Here is a 21,856-nt window from a genome sequence, read left to right as displayed (position 1 = left end):
ATGCTGCTCTCTTTTTCTGAGATACAAAAAAAAGTCAACGACTTAGGGAAGTCTGTGGGGATTCCTGAAAGTGATTTGCACATTTTCTCATCATCACCTGGTGATGGTAGGCCACATATTTCCTATGATGGTGGGTTGTACAATTATATATATGCAGAGAGAGGGGTGGAGTTTTTTAGAAAAACAACGAGCTCAAAAGATGAGCTGTTTTATTGGATTATGTCTGACTTTATTTATAAATTTGCCTTTCAATATGAACTGGAAAATCGTGTTGAAAACAGAGATGGGCGGCGAATTGCATTTAATAAAGCACTTGATCTTATGGGGGGTATTAGTGATGAATGGAGATTAAAGGCTCAGCATGAAATTGATGATATCCTCACTAAAAATCCGTATACAGATACTCTTAAATCAAAGTAACAAAACCCCGTTCAACTGGCCGGGGTTCTTATGTCGGATAAGGAGAGCATAAAATTGGGGGCACTGCTGCAAATAGCCAGTGGTGATAAAATTAGCTCTCTTTTTTGCAGAAGGGGCAGCACATGAACCCTTTCCGTGGCCGGCATTTTCAGGGCGACATCATTCTTTGGGCTGTTCGCTGGTACTGCAAATACGGGATTAGCTACCGCGAACTCCAAGAAATGCTGGCTGAACGAGGCGTTAATGTTGACCACACCACGATTTATCGTTGGGTCCAGCGTTATGCCCCTGAAATGGAAAAGCGCCTGCGCTGGTATTGGCGCCATCCTACCGACCTGCGCCCCTGGCATCTGGATGAAACCTACATCAAAGTCAAAGGCCACTGGAAATATCTGTACCGTGCGGTCGATACTGCAGGCCAGACCATCGACTTTCTGCTGACCGCTAAACGGGATGGTGTAGCCGCGCTGCGCTTCTTTCGTAGGGGTCTGAAGCCCAACCGTACGAAAACGTACGCTAAGTATGTTTTTTAACCAGCCAAGCACTTTATTGCCTTGATAACTAGATCGTCATAAAGGCCAATCATCCGCCTCGTCCGCCTGCTTAAGAGGTCTGAGCTGGCCCTTTGTTACCTGTTCTGCAAGCGTAAATGTATAGTGCCCCAGCATATTGATATGTGCATGCCGCAGTGGCGAAAGCCGGGCTTCATCTTCTTCATTCATGACTTCGCCCTCATCATGCAAATGTGCCAGGGCGGCCTGCATATAAATGGTATTCCAGAGCACGACGGCATTGGTCACCAGCCCCAATGCACCCAGTTGCTCCTCTTGCCCATCCTGATAGCGTTTTCTGATCTCGCCTTTCTGCCCGTGACAAATTGCTCTAGCGACAGCATGTCTGCTTTCTCCCCGGTTGAGTTGGGTCAGAATGCGACGTCGGTAATCCTCATCATCAATATAATTTAGCAGATACAGTGTTTTATTAATTTTCCCAGCTTCGATAATGGCCTGTGTTAACCCTGAAGGGCGATCGCTGCTCAACAATGAACGAATTAAAACTGACGCCCGGATTGTCCCCAGCGTCAGAGAACCCGCCAAGCGCATCATGTCATCCCAGTGTTGCTCTATCTTTCGGGCATTGGCAGCATTGCGGGCGATGTCATTCAGTACGCCATAATCTGCATCTTTATCCACTCGCCAGAATACAGAAGCCCCGGCATCGGCCAGGCGGGGTGAAAACTGATAGCCCAGCAGCCAGAAAAGGCCAAAGATCAGATCACTGGAACCGGCTGTATCTGTCATTATCTCAGTCGGGTTTAGTCCGGTTTGCTGCTCCAGTAGCCCTTCCAGCACGAAAATGGAATCCCTTAGCGTGCCTGGAACGACAACGCCATGAAATCCGGAGTACTGATCTGAAATGAAGTTGTACCAGGTGATCCCGCGACTGGAGCCAAAATATTTTCGGTTGGGGCCTGCATGTACCGTTCGTACCGGGGCAATAAACCGCATGCCATCCGCAGAGGCCACCTCACCACCGCCCCATTTCTGAGCCAGAGGCAGAGTAGACTGGTAATCAACCAGTCTGGCGTTTGCTTTTACCAGCGTTTCTGCCCTGAGATAATTTTGTTTGGTCCAGCTCAGACGATAACGGGTCAGCGCCGGAATATTGGGTCGAATAAAGGGCTCCATGCCAATATTACAGGCTTCAGCCAGCAATACCGCGCAGATACTGACGGTCAGGTCATCCATACGCGCGCCCGCCTCGCTTGCATGGGTAAATTCATCTGCAAATCCTGTATGCGCGTTAATCTCAAGAAGAAGTTCTGTCAGATCGACAATTGGCAGCAGGTCAGATATACGTTTCGAGAGTAACTTCAGCGTCGGCGGCTCATCCAGTCCGTTCAGATGAGCAATGGTCAGCTTCGTGCGTTTACCGGTGAAATCCAGTGAAACAGCCTGATTATCTGCAAAATTTTTAGCGACCTGTCGGTACACAGTGTCAAGCTGCCGGGTCAGTGCATTGACGGCCTCTCCGGCGTTGAGGGGATGCCCAAGGGAGCGATATACCTGCACTCTGTTGGTGTGCCAGTCCTGCCCCTGGAGAAGTTTAGCCCGCGGATCTCCCCAGCGCTCGCTCCGTGCGACGTAAATATCCCGACGTCGCAGACTGTCCTGTAACTTATTCATAACACAAAGGGTATAGTCCTGTCGGGATAAATGGCCGTCTTTGCCATAGCAGAGTCGTTTCCAGGGGCCGGTAATTATCGCCATTGGCGCATCATCAATATGCTGCCTCCGGGTTGACCGGATCGCCGCAAGGTAGCGTATAGCCTCCAGCGTGGTTTCACCTGCCGGAGCGGCGCTGAATTCAATATTCTCCAGCAAACAGGGAAGAAAGCGGCGGACTCTCCCATACTGTTCCACCATTTCATCGTGAAAACTGGTGTCAGAAGGTCGGGCGATGGTGTTTATAAATGCGATGGTATCGGCCAGCCTGGCCGGAGGAAATTTCCCGAATATTGTCGAGCGGATCAACTCACTGTCAATATTTTCATCCAGGAGCACCGAGCAGATATGTGCCAGTTCTAATGCTGACTTATCAAGGTCTTTCAGTGTCTGCAGTCGTTTTTTCTGCCCAATTTTTTTCGCCTCCCGGCCAATATCAGCGATAATCCCATCCAGAACGTCCAGCGCGTCATCCAAGTGCTCCGCCTTATGAATGTAAGACGCACGCACAGAGTTACGTTCCTGATGGCTCATCTGCCGTTCTACTGCATCCTTCGACCACATCCCTGACTCAATCAACGAACTACACGCCATGGTTCTAAAACCGTGACCACAGACTTCCACCTTAGTGTCATAGCCCATAACCCTGAGTGCATTGTTAACCGTGTTTTCACTCATCGGTTTACGTGGGTCATGATCGCCAACGAAAATTAAATCTCGATTACCATTTAGCCGTTTTATTTTCTCAAGGACTGCAAGGGCCTGCCGGGATAAAGGAACCAAGTGCGGAGTACGCATCTTAGATCCACGGTGAGAATGCTTAACGCCTTCCAATGGTTCGCGGTCTGCCGGTATTCCTTCCATATGCTGCCGTGAGTATATAAGCATTATCGAACCAGCATATATACTCGGTTCTATACTCACAAGCATGTTGATGTGGGGTAACTCAGATTGACGTCGGTTGACTGAAAAGCGGGGCAAAGCCTTGCGGGGACTGGATTTTAGACATAAAAAAAGACCTCAGTTGAGGTCTATTTACATACTGTTGGTGCGAAGGCCGGAATCAAATCGGCCCCACAAATTCACCCTTTCTTATGAAGTTCAACAACGCCCCCAGCCCCCAGTTTCTCTAGCCCATCCACATAATCCCCATACCACTGCAACATCTCCCTACGCTGCTCCAGATACTGCGCATGGTTGTATGTCCCACGAATGGTGTTCTTATCCACATGCGCAAGCTGTAACTCGATCAATGCCGTGTTATAGCCCTGTTCATGCAGGATAGTACTCATCGTGTGCCGGAAACCGTGCCCTGTCGCCTTCCCATGATACCCAATTCTTTTCAGTACCTGATTGATGCTCGCTTCACTCATCGGCTTCGTAATGTCGTTACGGCCTGGGAAAACCAGGTTGTAACGGCCCGTCACTGCCTGGATCTCTCGCAGTGCTGCCACAACTTGATCGGACAGAGGGACCAGGTGCGGACGACGCATCTTCATCCTTTCGACCGGAACTTCCCAAACACGTTTATCGAAATCAAACTCTTTCCATTCAGCCTGGCGGAGTTCGACGGTGCGAACTCCGGTCAACATCAGAATACGAGTAGCCAGTCGGGTAATCGGGCTACCAGAGTACGCGGCAAGAGCCTGTAAGAAATCAGGGAGTTCATCAGCTAACAGATGGGGATAATGGGTGGATCTAGGTGCAGTTAAAGCACTTGCCAGTTCAGAGGCAGGGTTTGTTTCAGCTCTGCCGGTGACGATGGCATAGCGGAATACCTGATTGCAGGCCTGACGGATTTTACGCAGCTTATCGAGCACACCCCGCTTTTCAAGTTTACGCAGCGAACTGAGCACTTCGAGTGGTTTGATCTCAGCAATGGGACGCTTACCAATATCAGGAAAGATGTCGTTCTCGAATGCTTCCATCAGATCTTCGGCATAGCCTTTCGACCAGTTAGGCCGCTTGTACTCATGCCATTCCAGGGCGATAGCCTTGAAGGTATTTTCGACATTGGCCTTTTGAGCCAATTTTTCTGCTTTCTTTTCTTCTCCAGGATCTCCACCTAAAGCGATCACTTTACGAGCTTCTTCTCGCTTCAAGCGAGCATCAGCCAAAGAGATATCAGGATAAACACCAATAGAGAGCTTTTTTTCTTTACCCAAAAAACGATACTTCAAACGCCAGTACTTCGCACCGTTAGGCTTTACTAACAGATACAGGCCACCGCCATCAGTGAGCTTGTATTCTTTTTCTTTGGGTTTTGCAGTATCAATCTGTCGTGCATTTAGTGGCATAAAGGGGCCCCTAATTTCCATTGAACGAGATGAGCCCCCTCAAAGGCCCCCAGATACCACTTGATTTGGGTATAACTGAGTTGACTTCGGTAGAGCTCGTGACAGAAAAATTCAGTAATTTCAGGGAGTATAAAGGATAAAAAGCGAATTCAGTAGAGGTGTGTTGACTTCAAAATGGTACGCCCTACAGGGCTCGAACCTGTGACCTACGGCTTAGAAGGCCGTTGCTCTATCCAACTGAGCTAAGGGCGCATTTGATATTTACCGCAGCATAGAAACTGCCGGTAGTCAGTTGCGGGTTGGATTATACGGGCAGTCGCTTTCGAGTCAATGGGTTTTCGCCTTATGGTTTATCATCTGGCTATTTAATCGTTAATTAATCGTTATTATACGCCTGACAGCACGCCCCGCTTCTGACAAAATAGGCGGATTCCCGCTTTTTTAATTGATGGACCCTTCCACTGATGTCAGCAAAAATTATTGATGGTAAAACGATTGCGCAGCAGGTAAGAAACGAAGTTGCTGCGTTGGTACAGAAACGTTTAGCTGCGGGTAAACGTGCTCCCGGGCTTGCTGTTGTATTGGTAGGTGAGAATCCGGCGTCACAAATTTATGTCGCCAGTAAGCGTAAGGCTTGTGAAGAGGTCGGTTTTGTTTCCCGTTCTTATGACCTGCCAATGACCACCACTGAAGCTGAGCTGTTAGCTTTAATTGATTCACTGAATGATGATAGTGAAATCGATGGAATTCTGGTGCAACTGCCGCTACCTGCGGGTATTGATAATGTCAAAGTCTTGGAACGTATTCATCCAGATAAAGATGTAGACGGCTTCCATCCCTATAACGTAGGCCGTCTGTGCCAACGTGCGCCCAAACTACGCCCTTGCACCCCACGCGGCATTGTTACACTGCTGGAGCGCTATGAAATCCCCACTTATGGCCTAAATGCTGTCGTCGTCGGTGCATCCAATATTGTTGGCCGCCCGATGAGCCTTGAACTGCTGCTAGCCGGGTGTACCACTACGGTAACGCACCGTTTCACCAAGAATCTGCGCCAACATGTCGAAAATGCTGATTTGCTCGTGGTTGCAGTAGGTAAACCCGGTTTTATTCCCGGCGAGTGGATTAAACCGGGCGCTATCGTGATTGATGTGGGCATTAACCGCTTGGAAAGTGGTAAAGTAGTTGGTGATGTAGAATTTGATGTCGCTGTTGAACGCGCGGGTTGGATTACACCGGTTCCCGGTGGGGTCGGGCCGATGACCGTCGCAACACTGATACAAAATACCTTGCAAGCCTGCGAGGAATATCACGACATCAACGAAAACTGATAGAAAGGACAGTAATGGACATTTTTCATTTGGAAAAACACCCGCATGTCGAACTGTGTGACTTATTAAAGTTACAAGGTTGGAACGACAGCGGTGCCTCAGCAAAAGCCGCCATCGCTGATGGGCAGGTTAAAGTCGACGGTAATGTAGAAACGCGCAAGCGCTGCAAAATCGTGGCTGACCAAATTGTTGAGTTTCAAGGCATGAAAGTGCAGGTTAAGGCCTGACCTTAATCTCCCCTACTGGCAGCATAAAGTATGGGCAAAAAAATTGCGGTTACTGGTCAATGCCAGCACCGCAATTTTTTTAGAGTTCACTCGCCAAATGTGCCTATCTGGCGGAACCAGCACCCTTTATTTACGGCGCCATGTCGTCCCTTGCGGACCATCTTCCAACACAATACCCAACTCATTTAATTGATCACGGGCAGAATCGGCCAGCGCCCAATCTTTGCTGCTGCGGGCATCATTGCGTTGCTTAATCAGAGCTTCAATTTTTGCCACTTCATCGTCGTCAGTCTGCGCACCACTTTGTAAGAATAGTTCTGGATCCTGTTCCAATAAGCCCAGCACATGAGCCAGCTTACGCAGCTCTGCCGCCAAACCATTTGCCGCAGCGATATCTTCAGTTTTCAAGCGGTTCACTTCACGAGCGATATCAAACAGCACCGAATAAGCTTCTGGGGTATTGAAATCATCATCCATAGCAGCACGGAAACGCGCTTCAAACTCAGCACCACCTGCCGGAGTTGCATTTGCATCAGTTCCACGCAGTGCGGTATATAAGCGCTCCAATGAAGCACGTGCTTGCTTGAGATTTTCTTCACTGTAGTTAAGCTGGCTGCGATAGTGCCCGGACATCAGGAAATAACGCACAGTCTCAGCATCGTAATAGGCCAACACATCACGGATGGTGAAGAAGTTATTCAGTGATTTAGACATTTTCTCTTTGTCTATCATCACCATACCGGAGTGCATCCAGTAATTAACGTAAGGGCCGTCATGGGCACAGGTAGACTGTGCAATTTCATTCTCATGGTGTGGGAACATCAAATCAGAGCCACCCCCATGAATGTCGAAATGCGCGCCCAACTGCTTGCCATTCATAGCAGAACACTCAATATGCCAACCAGGGCGGCCCGGTCCCCAAGGTGATTCCCAGCTCGGCTCACCGGGCTTGGACATTTTCCACAAAACAAAATCCATCGGGTTGCGTTTAACATCAGCCACTTCGACCCGCGCACCCGCCTGCAACTGGTCCAAATCCTGACGCGACAATAGGCCATAGTCCGGATCACTGTCTACCGCGAACATTACATCACCATTTGACGCCACATAGGCATGATCTCGGGCGATCAAACGCTCGGTTAGCTCAATGATTTCGGGGATATGATGAGTTGCGCGCGGCTCTAAATCTGGACGTTCAAGATTCAAAGCATCGAAATCTTTGTGCATTTCGGCCAACATACGCGACGTCAGCTGCTCGCAGGTTTCATTGTTTTCAATCGCACGTTTAATTATTTTATCGTCAACATCGGTCACATTGCGCACATACGTCAGAGAGTAACCTAAATAACGCAAATAACGCGCCACAACGTCGAAAGCGACAAAAGTACGCCCATGCCCAATGTGACACAGGTCATAAATAGTGATCCCGCATACGTACATGCCAATTTTACCGGCATGGATAGGCTTGAATTCCTCTTTTTGGCGACTCAGTGTATTAAAAATCTTTAGCATCGGGACATTCCGTGGTTTTTGTTTTGCGGTACGCATGGTTTAAAAGGATATCATCAGATTATGAGGCAAATCAGCCTCTGATCCAGTACTTTTTCGCCTATAAAGGCGACGTTTCGAGTGCTGACTCAATCTCACAGATATGATATAAGAGCCGTCTAAAGAGTTACGACTCATTGTGAATACACTTATTACACTAGCAGGAACATTATTATGGTCACGTTTCATACTAATCACGGCGATATCGTCATCAACACCTTCGCTGATAAAGCGCCGGTTACCGTTGAAAACTTCCTGAACTACTGCCGTAAAGGTTTCTATGATAACACTATCTTCCACCGTGTTATCGATGGTTTCATGATCCAGGGTGGTGGTTTTGAGCCGGGCATGAATCAGAAAAATACTGATGCACCTATCAAGAACGAAGCCAATAACGGTTTGAAAAACACCCGTGGCACCTTAGCAATGGCGCGGACCAATGATCCACACTCCGCCACTGCCCAGTTCTTTATTAATGTTGCAGATAACGACTTCCTGAACTTCCGCTCAGAGCGCCCAGATGGCTGGGGTTACTGTGTATTCGCTGAAGTGGTTGAAGGCTTGGACGTGGTTGATAAAATCAAAAACGTGTCTACTGGCCGCAGCGGTATGCATCAAGATGTGCCAAAAGAAGATGTGATCATTAAAAGCGTTACTGTAAGCGAGTAATGACGGCTTAATGAGCACGCTTTTTATTGCAGACTTGCATCTTAGCGTTCAGGAACCGGCAATCACTGCCGGTTTCCTGCATTTTATCCAGCGTGAAGCTATTCATGCTGATGCGTTATATATCCTGGGCGATTTATTTGAGTCCTGGATTGGCGATGATGACCCCGAACCACTATATCGGCAAATCGCTGCGGCATTAAAATCACTCCAACAACAGGGCGTGCCCTGCTACTTTATTCACGGAAACCGCGATTTTCTGCTGGGCAAACGCTTTGCTATTGAAAGTGGCATGATCTTGCTACCCGAAGAGAAAGTGGTCGAATTGTATGGTCGTGACATTGTGATTTTACACGGCGATACCCTGTGCACTGATGACGCCGACTATCAACATTTTCGCCGCCGAGTACACAACCCGCTGATTCAGAAATTATTCCTGTGGTTGCCTTTGCGCTTTCGCTTACGTATTGCGGTTTATATGCGCAATCAAAGCCAGCAAAATAATAGCGGTAAATCGCAACTTATTATGGATGTAAACCCACAAGCTGTGGTGGATGCATTCCAGCGCAATCATGTCAGTTGGATGATTCATGGGCATACTCATCGTCCTGCAGTTCATACTGTAGAATTGCCAGCCACAACAGCGCATCGGGTCGTTTTAGGCGCCTGGCATGTTGAAGGATCGATGGTAAAAGTCACCAAAGAGAGTGTTGAGTTGATTAAATTCCCGTTTTAATCAGCTATCCTCACCTTTCACTACCTGACAAAAAAACCGATAAAACCCAGCAAAAGCCACGACGCAACCGTTTTCCTTGCCTTTGGCTCATGATATGCTCTACGCCCTCTTCGCCAGTCACGATTTATATAAAGTCGGTCTGGCCGACGCTTGCGCAATCACAGGAGCTTTACACCCATGGGAGCCAACCTCGATTCGGCTTATGCAGCCGGGGTTAAAATCGCTATCGTAATGGGGTCCAAGAGTGACTGGGCCACCATGCAGTTCGCCGCCGACGTGCTCACCACGCTCAATGTTCCGTTTCATGTCGAAGTCGTTTCTGCCCACAGAACCCCTGATAAACTGTTCAGTTTCGCCGAGCAAGCTGATGCCAATGGCTTACATGTCATTATTGCCGGCGCGGGAGGTGCTGCTCACCTGCCAGGTATGCTGGCGGCAAAAACATTGGTGCCGGTTTTAGGGGTACCAGTGCAAAGTGCCGCATTAAGTGGCGTTGATAGCCTGTATTCAATTGTGCAGATGCCGCGCGGTATTCCCGTGGGAACGCTGGCGATTGGTAAAGCAGGGGCGGCAAATGCGGCCTTGCTGGCGGCTCAAATACTGGCACTGCATGACCGTGAATTGGCAGTACGTTTGGCCGATTGGCGTAAAAGCCAAACTGACGAAGTATTAGATAATCCAGATCCGCGGGAGTCAGATCTGCCAGCGCCGAATTCACAGGTGAAAGCATGAAACCAGTTTGTGTATTAGGCAACGGTCAGTTAGGGCGTATGCTGCGTCAGGCTGGCGAACCGCTGGGTATTGCGGTGTATCCCGTGGGTTTAGATGCTGAACCGGAAGCAGTGCCTTATCAGCACAGTGTTATCACCGCCGAGATTGAGCGCTGGCCAGAAACGGCCTTAACTCGCGAGCTCGCTACACATACGGCTTTCGTCAACCGCGATATTTTCCCGCGTCTGGCCGACCGTCTGACACAAAAACAGTTACTCGATAGCCTGAATCTGGCGACGGCCCCATGGCAATTATTGGCCAGTGCTGACGAATGGCCACAAGTCTTCGCCACACTAGGTGAATTAGCCATCGTGAAACGTCGGGTCGGCGGCTATGACGGCCGTGGTCAATGGCGCTTACGGGCCGGTGAACAAGACACCTTGCCTACCGATGCTTACGGCGAATGCATTGTCGAGCAGGGCATTAACTTCTCTGGCGAAGTTTCGCTAGTGGGCGCACGCAGCCATCAAGGTAAATCAGTTTTTTATCCGCTAACCCATAATCTGCATGAAGATGGCATCTTGCGCGTGAGTGTGGCTTTGCCACAGCCAGACAGTCGCTTACAACAGCAAGCTGAAAAGATGCTGTCAGCCATTATGGATGAGCTGAATTATGTCGGTGTGATGGCGATGGAGTGTTTTATCGTTGGCGACAGTTTACTGATTAATGAACTGGCTCCACGGGTGCATAACAGTGGTCATTGGACGCAAAATGGAGCCTCCATCAGCCAATTCGAGCTGCATTTGCGCGCTATTTTAGATTTACCGCTGCCAACTCCGGTGGTGAATACGCCATCAGCCATGGTGAATCTGATTGGCACGCCCGTGAATATCGAGTGGTTGTCGCTGCCATTGGTACATCTGCATTGGTATGAAAAAGAGGTGCGCGACGGGCGCAAAGTGGGCCATTTGAATTTAAATGACCCGGATGGCGCGGCGCTACATGCCGCCTTGGTTGCTTTGGCTCCTTTATTACCAACCGAGTATCAGTCTGGTTTAATCTGGGCGCAGAACAAGCTGTAATCAGTCAACGGGCAGTCATTCACTGCCCGCTTTAGCACACACTAGCCTTCATATCCTCTGAATAATGCTCTGCCTCGTAACAACCGCGCGCCCAGCCAACCGCCACAAAGTGACAATAAAAGTGCCGCCGCCAATGGCAATAACCACCACATAACCCAGTTAGGTTGCCATGGGAAATCAAACACTAACCGCTGCAATGCCCAGAGTGCCGCTTCTGCACCGATTGCCGCCGCCAAACCAGCAACCAGTCCCAATAGCGCAAACTCCCACCACAGTGTGCCCCGCAGTAAGCGTTTACTTGCCCCTAGCGTGCGATAAACCACCAACTCCTGACGGCGCTGACGCATGCCGACCTGCACTTGTGCCAACAGCAGTAAAGTGCCACAAATAATGACCAGAACGACCATCACTTCCAGTGCACGGCTAACCTGTTGCAGCACCTGCCCGACCTGTTTAAGCATCGCGCCGATATCCAGCAAACTGAGTGTTGGGAACTGGCGGTTTAATTGCGTCAGAACCTCTCCATCCCCTTGATAGCGAAAGCTGGTCAGCCAAGTTTGCGGCTGGTTATCCAGTGCGCCCGGCGGGAAAATAAAGTAAAAGTTAGGGCGCAGACTTTCCCAATCTACCTGACGAATACTGCTCACCGTGGCCTCAAATGACTGAGTATCGCCGCTAAATGTCAGCTTATCGCCGATTTTAATTCCCAGTCGGTCAGCAATCCCCTGCTCCATCGACACTTCATTGGCCTTTGGTGGCCACTGCCCGGCAGTCAAAAGATTGTGTGCTGGTAGATCTTGCTGCCAGGTAAGATTCAACTCCCGGTTGACAGCCTCGCCACCGGGGTCGTCTTCATGTACCCGTTCCGTCGCCAGTTGCTGGTTAATCTCCGTTAAACGCACCCGGACGATAGGATAAAACGTTGACGGCGTTATCTGATGCTGGGTGAGGAACTCGGTAACTTGCGGCACCTGCTGCGGTGTAATATTTAGCAAGAAATAGTTCGGGCTATCCGGCGGCAACTGTTGTTGCCAGCGATCCAACAGATCTCCGCGCAGCACCAATAACAAAGCCAATAACATAAATGAGAGTGAGAATGCCGCCAGTTGAGTCAGAGTCATCCACGGTTGGCGCAATAACCGGTTGATCGCCAGCCGCAATGACAAGCGAGTGACAGTCAGGCGGCGTAGCAATAATAAACCGCCCCAGCCAATGACACCTAACAACAGCGCTAATACCACCATACCGCCGAGAATCGCCCATAACAGAGCGTTTCCACCCATCAATAGGGCCAAGAGCCCCACTACGACCGCGACCATCACCGGAATAAAGTAACGTAGCGGCCAAACATTGGCGGAAACATCACGGCGCAATACTCGTAAGGGCTGAGTTGCCAGTAATTGCCGATAAGGGCGAATCCCCACCAGCAACGAAATCAATACCAGCGATCCCATTGACCATACCCATGGCCACAATCCCGCCGGCGGTAATGCTGCCGGTAATACTGGGGACAATAAGCGGATTAATATTTTCTCGAACAATAGCCCAATGATGCTGCCACACAGACCCGCCAGCACCAAAACAGAGAGCCACTGGCCGATAATCAGCCGTCGCAATGCACTGCGCCCAGCCCCCAATGTTTTCAGCACCGCCACCAGATCATAACGACTGCGGCAATAGTGCCCCATCGCCACAGCGACAGCGGCAATAGACAGCAATAACGTCAGTAATGCTGATAACAGCAAGAACTGCTGCGCTCGTTGCAGGGATTTACCCAGCGCCCCACCGGACTCTTGTAAACCATACCAGCGCTGTTCTGGTGTCAGTTGTGGTGTCAGCCAGTCACTAAATTGCACGATAGCATCGGGTGTGCCAGCAAACATATAGCGGTAGCTCAAGCGGCTACCCGGCTGTATCGCACCCGTTTTTTCCACATCACTCAAATTAATCAAGATCCGCGGGGCAGTTTGGAATGGGTTAAAACCTGAATCTGGCTCCTGAATCACTTCGCCAATGATTTTCAGCGAGGTATCACCCACTTCAACGGTATCTCCCACCTTAACACCCAGCAACGCTAACAGGCGCGGAGCCACCAGCGCCGTGCCCGGTTCAAGCTTGACATCAGGGGGTAAGGTTTCTAACTCGCCATACAGCGGATATGCCAAATCAGTGGCTTTAACATCTGCCAGTTGTGGCCGGTCGCCAGCAAAGGTCATGGTCATAAACGAAAGCTGGCGGCTGACCGTCAGCCCCTGCTGCTTCGCTTCTTGTAACCAATTTTCTGGCGCAGGATGAGAGGTTCTCAGTACCCGATCACCCGCTAGAAAATCACGACTTTGCTGATTAAGCCCTTGCTCCATCCGAGAGCTAATACTGCCCAGCGCCAGTACACAAGCAACCGCCAATGTTAATGCCAGCCAGACAATCAGCAGTGAGGGTGAGCGCCACTCACGCCAAAACCACCGCCAAATCATGCTTCCTCCCACAATTTGCCGTCTTGTAAGCGCAGCCGACGCTGGCAGCGGCCAGCCAGTTGCACATCATGGGTCACTAGAATTAACGTGGTATCGTAGTCCCGGTTAAGCGAGAACAGTAAGTCGGCAATACGGTCGCCAGTGTGCCGGTCAAGATTGCCGGTTGGCTCATCAGCAAATAATACTTTTGGCCGACCACTAAAGGCTCGGGCTAACGCCACGCGCTGCTGTTCACCACCAGAAAGCTGAGCCGGAAGATGATGAAGACGTTTCTCCAACCCCACCTGCTTTAATAACTCAATGGCATGAACTTTACTTTCGCGTTCGCTTTCCCCGCGTAGCAGCGCGGGTAGCTGTACGTTTTCCAAAGTATTGAGTGTAGGGACCAACATAAATGACTGAAACACAAAACCGACGTTTTTGGCTCGCAGTAGCGCCCGTCCTTCTTCATCCATAGCAGTCAATGACTGCCCCAGCAAACTCACTTCACCACTGCTGCCATCATCCAGACCGGCCAGAATTCCCAGCAAAGTTGATTTACCTGAACCTGACTCACCAATCAGCGCAATTGTCTGAGCGGGTTTGACAACCAGCTCAACTCCGGTAAGGATGGAGAGCTGTTGCTCACCCTGACCGACGTGTTTATTAAGATGATGAACTTCAAGAACGTTTTCCGCTGGCATCTTCCCTTCCTATTACTGTTGGGATTATTCAGTTTGCGTGCCGCCGCAAACGACACACTTTTGATTCTCGGCGACAGTTTAAGCGCCGGTTACCGCTTGCCTATTGCACAAGCTTGGCCTTCACTGCTGGATAAAACATGGCAGACCACACCATCACTACCAAAGGTGGTTAACGCCAGTATCAGTGGTGATACTGCTGCACAGGGTTTGGCTCGCCTGCCCGCCCTGCTCAAACAACACCAGCCACGCTGGGTATTGATTGAACTGGGTGCCAATGACGGCCTGCGTGGTTTTCCAACACAGGATATTCAACGAGATCTCACACAAGTTATCAATCTGATAAAGGACGCGAAAGCCCAACCTTTATTGATGCAAATCCGCATTCCTCCTAACTATGGCCGTCGCTATACTGATGCTTTTACTGCAATGTATCCGCAACTGGCACAGCAATTTGACATCCCGCTGGTCCCATTCTTTATGGAACAAGTTGCCGTAAAACCTGAGTGGATGCAGGATGATGGTTTACATCCTAACGCAGAAGCCCAGCCTTTCATTGCACAATGGATGGCACAACAGCTCAAACCGTTAGTTATCAAATAACATTGAATTATAGTGATCAGTTAACCATTACTTTAGGCAAATAGATTCACTCACTAGGTAAAGTTATGCAAAAAGCAGTATTAATTACTGGTTGTTCCACTGGCATTGGCCTGGTTGCAGCAAAAGATTTGAAGAATCGCGGTTACCGCGTATTGGCGGCCTGCCGTAAACCCGCTGACGTGACCAAGATGACACAAATGGGGCTGGAAGGTATTGAACTGGATTTAGATGACAGTGACAGTGTCGAACGTGCTGCGGCACAGGTCATCGAACTGACCGGTGGGCGCTTGTATGCTTTGTTTAATAATGGCGGTTTTGGCCTCTATGGCCCACTGCACACCATTTCGCGCCAACAATTGGAGCAACAATTTTCCACCAACCTGTTTGGCACTCACCAACTGACACAGTTGCTGTTACCGGCAATGCTCCCCCACAGCGAAGGGCGTATTATTCAAACCAGCTCAGTTATGGGGCTGGTTTCAACCGCTGGTCGTGGTGCTTATGCCGCCAGTAAATATGCACTGGAAGCTTGGTCAGATGCATTGCGTATGGAACTGCACGGCAGCGGTATTCATGTCAGCCTGATTGAACCCGGCCCAATAAGTACCCATTTTACGCAAAATGTGAATCAGGCAGAAGCTGATAAACCGGTGAATAATCCCGGTATTGCAAAGCGTTTTACCCTGCCGCCGGAAGCTATATTACCGAAATTGCGCCATGCGCTGGAAAGCCCGCGCCCACAATTGCGTTATCCGGTCACCTTGGTGGCCCATGCACTGACAATACTGCGTCGTATATTACCGGGACGAATGTTAGATAAAGTCCTGCGGGGCAATTCTTGATAATAGTCGCCAGGGTTGAAGCCACATAATCTGCCCCCATCTACTGTTAAAACAGATGAGAGAAATAATTCATGCTAGCACCTACAACGATTGATATTACTGAAGCGAACCTCCATCAAGCATTAGAACAATCCATGGCTGTGCCGGTATTGTTCTATTTTTGGTCAGAACGCAGCCAGCACTGCCTGCAACTCACCCCGGTGCTGGATAAACTGGCTGCAGAATATGCAGGCCAATTCATTCTGGCGCGTGTCGATTGTGATGCACAACAAATGGTGGCGTCGCAGTTTGGTTTGCGTTCAATACCGGCGGTTTATCTGTTTAAAGACGGCCAGCCGGTCGATGGTTTTCAGGGGCCACAGCCAGAAGAAGTTATCCGCGAACTGTTACAACGCGTTCTGCCCAAACCTGAAGAGTTGAAAGCTGCTGAAGCGGCAAAGTTAATGAGTGAGGGGAATGCACAAGACGCATTGCCATTACTGAAAGATGCCTGGCAGTTGATGCAGCAAAATCATAGCCCACAAACCAGCGACATCGCGCTGCAACTGGCAGAAGCACAAATTCTGCTCAACCGCAGTGAAGATGCCGAAGGCGTGCTGGCAACCATTCCGCTACAAGACCGTGACACTCGTTATCAAGGGCTTATTGCGCAGATCGAGTTGTTAAAACAAGCTGCCGACACCCCTGAAATTCAGCAGCTACAACAGCAAGTGGCTGAGCAACCCGATAACGTCGAACTTGCAGTACAATTAGCGCTGCAATTGCATCAGGTTGGCCGCAACGAAGAAGCACTGGAACTGTTGCTAGAGCATCTTAAGAAGGACTTGGCAGCCGCCAATGGTACGGCACGTAAGACATTAATGGATATTTTAGCGGCATTAGGCACAGGCGATGCGCTGGCGGCCAAATATCGTCGTCAATTGTATTCATTGCTGTACTAATAGAGATATTTAACGGTCATTCACCGTAATTCTATTGCCATTAATTGCTACAGCGCGGGCTATCCGCGCTGTTTTATTTTGCCCCAATCGAGCTTTTTCTCATTTACACGCTTTTACCTGCCTTTCGTTAGGTATTTAGCGCTCTGTCACGTAATATTAAGATACAATATTCATTGCTGACAGGAAGTTAAATATGTTTACGGTTATCCCTGTTCTTATCGTTGTAGCCCTGATTGTGGTCTTCTCCTCAATCAAAATCGTCCCACAAGGTTTTCAGTGGACTGTCGAGCGTTTTGGCCGTTATACCAAAACACTGATGCCAGGCCTGAATATCGTTGTGCCATTTATGGATCGTATTGGTCGTAAAATCAATATGATGGAACAGGTTCTGGATATCCCATCCCAAGAAATTATTTCTCGCGATAACGCCAACGTGGCGATTGATGCCGTCTGCTTTATCCAGGTTATTGACCCGGTAAAAGCCGCATATGAAGTCAGCAATTTGGAACTCGCCATCGTCAACTTGACCATGACCAACTTCCGTACTGTTTTAGGCTCAATGGAGCTGGATGAAATGTTGTCTCAACGCGACAACATCAACAGCCGCTTGCTGCATATCGTCGATGAAGCCACCAACCCGTGGGGCATTAAAATCACCCGTATTGAAATCCGCGACGTGCGCCCGCCGACTGAACTGATTTCTGCGATGAATGCTCAGATGAAAGCCGAACGTACCAAACGTGCGGATATTCTGGAAGCTGAAGGGGTTCGTCAGGCGGCTATCTTGCGTGCCGAGGGTGAAAAACAGTCACAAATCCTGAAAGCAGAAGGTGAGCGCCAATCCGCATTCTTGGCGGCTGAAGCGCGTGAACGTGCTGCAGAAGCAGAAGCTCAGGCGACCAAAATGGTTTCTGAGGCTATCGCCGCGGGTGATATTCAAGCCATTAACTACTTTGTGGCCCAAAGATATACCGATGCACTGCAACACATTGGCTCAGCCAATAACAGCAAAGTCATTATGATGCCACTGGAAGCCAGCAGCCTGATGGGTGCTATTGGTGGTATTGCAGAACTGATTGGCGAGAGTAAAAACAGCCGGGGTAAATAACCATGCTGGAGGATATTGCAGTAAACCCAAACTGGTTTTGGCTATCACTCGGCGGCCTATTACTGGCTGCTGAGATGCTTGGTGCCAGTGGTTACATGCTGTGGAGCGGTGTGGCTGCAGTGGTGGTCGGCATTCTGGTCTGGCTATTTCCTTTTAGCTGGGAAATGCAGGGCGTGCTGTTTTCTGTGCTGACAGTGGTTTCTGCCATCCTGTGGTGGTACTGGTTAAGCAAACGCATCAAACCACAGCCCGCTATGCTGAACCAACGCAATCATCAATTGTTGGGAACACGCGCAACGCTAACTGAAGCAACCGTTGATGGCTATGGTCGCATGAAGGTGGGTGACAGTAGCTGGCGCATTTACAGTGCTATTGAGCTGAGTGCCGGCACCGAAGTTGAAGTGATATTAGTGGAAGGTAATACTTTGCATGTTCGTCCAATAATTCATCACTAAAAATTTAATCTAACGGCGTATTTATCTAAATACGCCAAGGTTAATGACAAAATATCAGCCACCGAATTCTTAGTTAACTCTCAACTTTTTGTCTTGCAGTGGCTGCTTGTTTATCATCCGTATGGCAACATCCCGCCAGATTATTAATAATCGGGCAATCCGCGCCATCATCTCCAGGGCACTCTTCGGCCAAGGCCAATAAGCGTAATCGCATCTGATTAAGATCATTAATATGCTGCTCGATTTCAGCGACCTTCTGCAACGTCGCGGCTTTCACATCGGCACTATGACGAGCCGGGTTATGAAATAATGCCAGTAATTCACGACACTCATCCAGTGTAAAACCCACCTGCCGCGCCTGACGCAATAGTGTTAATTCTTCAATGTGTTTAGCACTGTAACTACGGTAGCCGTTATCCGTGCGGATCGGCGGGGTCACCAGTTTTTTTTCTTCATAAAAACGGATGGCTTTACTGGTTAAGCCGGTTTTTTTGGCGACATCACTGATATTCATCTTTCCCCCTTGACCTTCCCCTTGCTGGAAGGTTTAACCTCTATCATTAGTGAAAAGAACGATATCGGTCAAGCAGAATAAAACCGGTACAGCTGAAGAGAATGTATCAGTCCGCTTCTGCCATGAATTCAGTATATGACGGGGAATACCGATTAAACTTATCCCTATAAAATTTATGGATAGGTACCTACTCGATAAGGAGTTAACTATGTTGCAAACCACAGTACTGGCCTTACACGGCCTATCCTGTATGAATTGTGCCAAACGCGTGAAAGCCGCGCTAGAAAGCCGGGAAGATGTTCATCATGCTGAAGTGAATGTTCACTATGCAAAAGTCACCGGTGAAGCTGAAACTCATGTGCTGATTGATACCGTCAAACAAGCCGGCTATCAGGCAGAAGAGGCGCAAACACCGGATGTTGAGTTACAGCTCTCCGGCCTAAGTTGTGGACATTGTACTGAGTCCACCCGCAAAGCACTGGAAACGGTTCCTGGGGTGATTGCGGCGGATGTGGCTCTCGATAGTGCCAAAATATACGGTAAGGCTGATGCACAAGCGATGATTGATGCCGTGGAGCAAGCCGGCTATCACGCCACACTGCAAGGGGCTGAATCCCCAAAAACTGAGCCGCTGACTCAATCAGCCCCATCTCAGCCGGAACATCTGGCAGCGGCCTCTTCAACGGTTCCGGCAGCCACATCCGTGGTAGAACCCGCAGCCAGTGATAGCGACAGTGTCCAATTATTACTGACTGGGATGAGCTGCGCCAGTTGCGTTTCTAAAGTACAAAATGCACTAGAAAGTGTTGATGGCGTCGAAGTTGCGCGCGTCAACCTTGCCGAGCGAAGTGCATTAGTCACCGGTCATCCCAGCAATGAAGCCTTAATCGCAGCGGTGAAAAATGCCGGTTATGGTGCTGAAATTATTGAAGATGAAAACGAGCGGCGCGAGCGCCAGCATCAAATGTCGCAAGCCAGTATGAAGCGTTTTCAGTGGCAAGCCGCTCTAGGTCTGTTGTTGGGTATCCCATTGATGGGATGGGGGTTATTAGGTGGCAGTATGACGCTAACACCCGAAACCCAAACACCGTGGCTGATTGTCGGGGTAATCACGCTGCTGGTGATGATATTTGCCGGTGGTCACTTTTACCGTAATGCCTGGGTCAGTCTGAAAAATGGCAGTGCCACCATGGATACTCTGGTCGCCTTAGGTACTGGTGCAGCTTGGCTCTACTCCATCACGGTGAATATCTGGCCAGATGTCTTCCCGATGGAAGCACGCCATCTTTATTATGAAGCCAGTGCCATGATCATCGGTTTGATTAACCTGGGTCATGCCATGGAGCAACGCGCCAGACAACGTTCGTCAAATGCGCTGGAGCGCTTACTAGACTTGGCTCCACCAACCGCACGGCAAGTCACAGACGAAGGCGAGCAGGTCATCCCACTCGCTGATGTTCAACTGGGCATGACATTGCGCCTGACGACGGGTGACCGTGTTCCCGTTGATGGTGAAATTGTACAAGGTGAAGTGTGGATGGATGAAGCCATGCTGACCGGCGAACCTATCCCGCAACAAAAATCAGCGGGTGATGTCGTCCATGCTGGGACACAAGTACAGGATGGGTCAGTGCTGTTTCGTGCCAATGCCATTGGCAGTCAGACCACCTTGGCGCGCATTATCAAACTGGTCCGGCAGGCGCAAAGCAGCAAACCGGAAATCGGTAAACTGGCGGATAGAATCTCGGCAGTATTTGTACCAACGGTGGTCGCGATTGCGGTTATCGCCGGGCTAATTTGGTATTTCTTCGGCCCGCAACCGCAGCTAGTTTACACCTTAGTGATCGCTACGACGGTACTGATTATCGCCTGCCCATGTGCTCTTGGGCTGGCAACGCCGATGTCGATTATCTCTGGCGTAGGCCGCGCGGCTGAGCTTGGCGTCCTGGTACGTGATGCAGATGCCTTGCAGCAGGCCAGCAACCTCGACACTTTAGTGTTCGACAAAACCGGTACCTTGACCGAAGGGCAGCCACAAGTGGTCGCCATTCATACCTTCAATGGCGTGAGCGAACAACAAGCGCTGGCATGGGCGGCAGCACTGGAGACCGGCTCTAATCACCCATTGGCGCGTGCTATTTTACAACGAGCAGAAGGGCTGACACTGGCGACAGTGAATCAATTCCGCACATTGCGTGGCTTAGGGGTCAGTGGTGAAGTCGATGGCATCCCGCTATTGCTGGGGAATAATCGTCTGTTGGAGGAACAACAGATTGATACCGCTGAGTTGCAATCCCTGATGCAGCAACAAGCTGAAAGTGGTGCTACACCGGTGATCTTGACTGCACAGGGTAAACCAGCAGCGCTACTGTCAATTCGAGACCCACTGCGCAGTGACAGTGTCAGCGCACTGCAACGATTGCATCAGCAAGGATATAATTTGGTGATGTTAACCGGTGATAACCCTATTACCGCGAATGCTATCGCCAAAGAAGCTGGTATTGATCAGGTGATCGCCGGAGTCTTGCCTGATGGTAAAGCAGAGGCGATTAAGCAACTACAAGCTGCCGGACATAAAGTGGCGATGATTGGTGACGGCATCAATGATGCACCAGCACTGGCGCAAGCCGATGTTGGGATTGCCATGGGCGGCGGTAGCGATATTGCGATTGAAACTGCAGCTATTACCCTGATGCGCCATAGCTTACATGGAGTGGCTGATGCCGTAGAACTTTCCAAAGCCACATTGCGCAACATGAAACAAAATCTATTGGGGGCATTTTTCTATAATGCGCTGGGGATTCCGATTGCGGCGGGTATTTTGTTCCCCTTCACCGGAACCTTGCTCAGCCCAGTAGTGGCGGGGGCGGCTATGGCCCTGTCATCGATTACAGTTGTCAGTAATGCCAACCGGTTACTGCGTTTTAAACCGAGCACTAACCAAGATCCAAAATAATTGGCGCTATAGTATAGGCTGCGAGTGAACACGGCTTGTA

General features: G+C 49.7%; 18 protein-coding genes, 1 tRNA gene and 2 pseudogenes. 14 read left to right on the top strand and 7 right to left on the bottom strand.

The window, feature by feature from the left end; translation table 11 throughout:
* Both DJ58_RS03360 and DJ58_RS03365 read left to right on the top strand, forming a co-directional pair.
* The gene (locus tag DJ58_RS03360; RefSeq protein WP_032912265.1) at positions 1 to 420 is read left to right on the top strand and encodes an Imm63 family immunity protein; all 420 of its coding nucleotides are present in this window, start codon (positions 1 to 3) and stop codon (positions 418 to 420) included.
* Between the two features lie 122 nt (positions 421 to 542).
* Positions 543 to 914: pseudogene (locus DJ58_RS03365) on the top strand (IS6 family transposase); the annotation flags it as partial.
* 75 nt (positions 915 to 989) lie between these two features.
* Here the strand turns inward: DJ58_RS03365 and DJ58_RS03370 are convergent.
* The 3 genes and pseudogenes from DJ58_RS03370 to DJ58_RS03380 form a co-directional block, all read right to left on the bottom strand.
* Positions 990 to 3,500 (bottom strand): annotated as a pseudogene (locus DJ58_RS03370) (Tn3 family transposase); the annotation flags it as partial.
* Between the two features lie 227 nt (positions 3,501 to 3,727).
* A complete protein-coding gene (locus tag DJ58_RS03375; protein ID WP_004712717.1) occupies positions 3,728 to 4,942 on the bottom strand; it encodes a tyrosine-type recombinase/integrase in 1,215 nt (404 codons plus the stop codon).
* A gap of 175 nt (positions 4,943 to 5,117) precedes the next feature.
* Positions 5,118 to 5,194: transfer RNA gene (locus tag DJ58_RS03380), tRNA-Arg, on the bottom strand.
* A 212-nt stretch (positions 5,195 to 5,406) separates the two neighbouring features.
* Between DJ58_RS03380 and folD the strand changes: the two genes are divergently transcribed.
* Together folD and ybcJ are read left to right on the top strand one after the other, a co-directional pair.
* Complete coding sequence (folD, locus tag DJ58_RS03385) at positions 5,407 to 6,273, top strand: bifunctional methylenetetrahydrofolate dehydrogenase/methenyltetrahydrofolate cyclohydrolase FolD (protein WP_004712716.1); 867 nt, start codon at positions 5,407 to 5,409, stop codon at positions 6,271 to 6,273.
* Positions 6,274 to 6,287: 14 nt separating this feature from the next.
* Entirely contained in the window at positions 6,288 to 6,500 is a 213-nt protein-coding gene (gene ybcJ / locus DJ58_RS03390) for a ribosome-associated protein YbcJ (RefSeq protein WP_004712715.1), read from the top strand.
* 126 nt (positions 6,501 to 6,626) lie between these two features.
* Here the strand turns inward: ybcJ and cysS are convergent, their stop codons facing one another.
* Positions 6,627 to 8,012, bottom strand: a complete 1,386-nt coding sequence (gene cysS / locus DJ58_RS03395) for a cysteine--tRNA ligase (protein ID WP_032912219.1) — start codon at positions 8,010 to 8,012, stop codon at positions 6,627 to 6,629.
* Positions 8,013 to 8,222: 210 nt separating this feature from the next.
* Between cysS and ppiB the strand changes: the two genes are divergently transcribed.
* The 4 genes from ppiB (at position 8,223) to purK (ending at position 11,243) form a co-directional block, all read left to right on the top strand.
* Positions 8,223 to 8,717, top strand: coding sequence for a peptidylprolyl isomerase B (gene ppiB / locus DJ58_RS03400; RefSeq protein ID WP_004712646.1), 495 nt, complete (start codon positions 8,223 to 8,225; stop codon positions 8,715 to 8,717).
* A gap of 10 nt (positions 8,718 to 8,727) precedes the next feature.
* Positions 8,728 to 9,450, top strand: coding sequence for a UDP-2,3-diacylglucosamine diphosphatase (locus DJ58_RS03405; RefSeq protein ID WP_004712645.1), 723 nt, complete (start codon positions 8,728 to 8,730; stop codon positions 9,448 to 9,450).
* Positions 9,451 to 9,627: 177 nt separating this feature from the next.
* Complete coding sequence (gene purE / locus DJ58_RS03410; RefSeq protein ID WP_004712644.1) at positions 9,628 to 10,182, top strand: 5-(carboxyamino)imidazole ribonucleotide mutase; 555 nt, start codon at positions 9,628 to 9,630, stop codon at positions 10,180 to 10,182.
* On the top strand, positions 10,179 to 11,243 hold the full coding sequence (gene purK, locus DJ58_RS03415) for a 5-(carboxyamino)imidazole ribonucleotide synthase (protein WP_032912218.1): 1,065 nt from the start codon (positions 10,179 to 10,181) through the stop codon (positions 11,241 to 11,243). Before purE ends, purK begins: the two co-directional genes overlap by 4 nt.
* A 41-nt stretch (positions 11,244 to 11,284) precedes the next feature.
* On the opposite strand, the gene ybbP is transcribed toward purK, so the two are convergent.
* Together ybbP and ybbA are read right to left on the bottom strand one after the other, a co-directional pair.
* On the bottom strand, positions 11,285 to 13,717 hold the full coding sequence (ybbP, locus tag DJ58_RS03420) for a putative ABC transporter permease subunit YbbP (protein WP_032912217.1): 2,433 nt from the start codon (positions 13,715 to 13,717) through the stop codon (positions 11,285 to 11,287).
* Complete coding sequence (gene ybbA / locus DJ58_RS03425) at positions 13,714 to 14,400, bottom strand: putative ABC transporter ATP-binding protein YbbA (RefSeq protein WP_004712641.1); 687 nt, start codon at positions 14,398 to 14,400, stop codon at positions 13,714 to 13,716. The genes ybbP and ybbA overlap by 4 nt, the downstream gene beginning before the upstream one ends.
* Between ybbA and tesA the strand changes: the two genes are divergently transcribed.
* From tesA to DJ58_RS03450, 5 genes are all read left to right on the top strand, one after another.
* Complete coding sequence (tesA, locus tag DJ58_RS03430) at positions 14,371 to 15,000, top strand: multifunctional acyl-CoA thioesterase I/protease I/lysophospholipase L1 (protein WP_032912216.1); 630 nt, start codon at positions 14,371 to 14,373, stop codon at positions 14,998 to 15,000. The two genes, ybbA and tesA, sit on opposite strands and share 30 nt — an antisense overlap.
* A gap of 65 nt (positions 15,001 to 15,065) precedes the next feature.
* Entirely contained in the window at positions 15,066 to 15,842 is a 777-nt protein-coding gene (locus DJ58_RS03435) for an SDR family oxidoreductase (RefSeq protein ID WP_004712639.1), read from the top strand.
* Between the two features lie 71 nt (positions 15,843 to 15,913).
* Positions 15,914 to 16,783 (top strand): co-chaperone YbbN, encoded by an 870-nt coding sequence (locus tag DJ58_RS03440; RefSeq protein ID WP_004712638.1) that lies wholly within the window; start codon positions 15,914 to 15,916, stop codon positions 16,781 to 16,783.
* A 193-nt stretch (positions 16,784 to 16,976) separates the two neighbouring features.
* Positions 16,977 to 17,891, top strand: coding sequence for an SPFH domain-containing protein (locus tag DJ58_RS03445; protein ID WP_004712636.1), 915 nt, complete (start codon positions 16,977 to 16,979; stop codon positions 17,889 to 17,891).
* A 2-nt stretch (positions 17,892 to 17,893) separates the two neighbouring features.
* Entirely contained in the window at positions 17,894 to 18,346 is a 453-nt protein-coding gene (locus tag DJ58_RS03450) for an NfeD family protein (RefSeq protein ID WP_004712635.1), read from the top strand.
* A gap of 73 nt (positions 18,347 to 18,419) precedes the next feature.
* On the opposite strand, the gene cueR is transcribed toward DJ58_RS03450, so the two are convergent.
* Entirely contained in the window at positions 18,420 to 18,860 is a 441-nt protein-coding gene (gene cueR / locus DJ58_RS03455; protein WP_004712633.1) for a Cu(I)-responsive transcriptional regulator, read from the bottom strand.
* A 208-nt stretch (positions 18,861 to 19,068) separates the two neighbouring features.
* Between cueR and copA the strand changes: the two genes are divergently transcribed.
* The gene (copA, locus tag DJ58_RS03460) at positions 19,069 to 21,816 is read left to right on the top strand and encodes a copper-exporting P-type ATPase CopA (RefSeq protein WP_032913270.1); all 2,748 of its coding nucleotides are present in this window, start codon (positions 19,069 to 19,071) and stop codon (positions 21,814 to 21,816) included.
* Positions 21,817 to 21,856 lie beyond the last annotated feature (40 nt).

This window comes from Yersinia frederiksenii ATCC 33641, from assembly GCF_000754805.1.
Taxonomy (GTDB): Bacteria; Pseudomonadota; Gammaproteobacteria; order Enterobacterales; family Enterobacteriaceae; genus Yersinia; species Yersinia frederiksenii.
The sequence above is the reverse complement of the archived record's forward strand: the minus strand, read 5'-3'. Positions and strand labels throughout refer to the sequence as shown.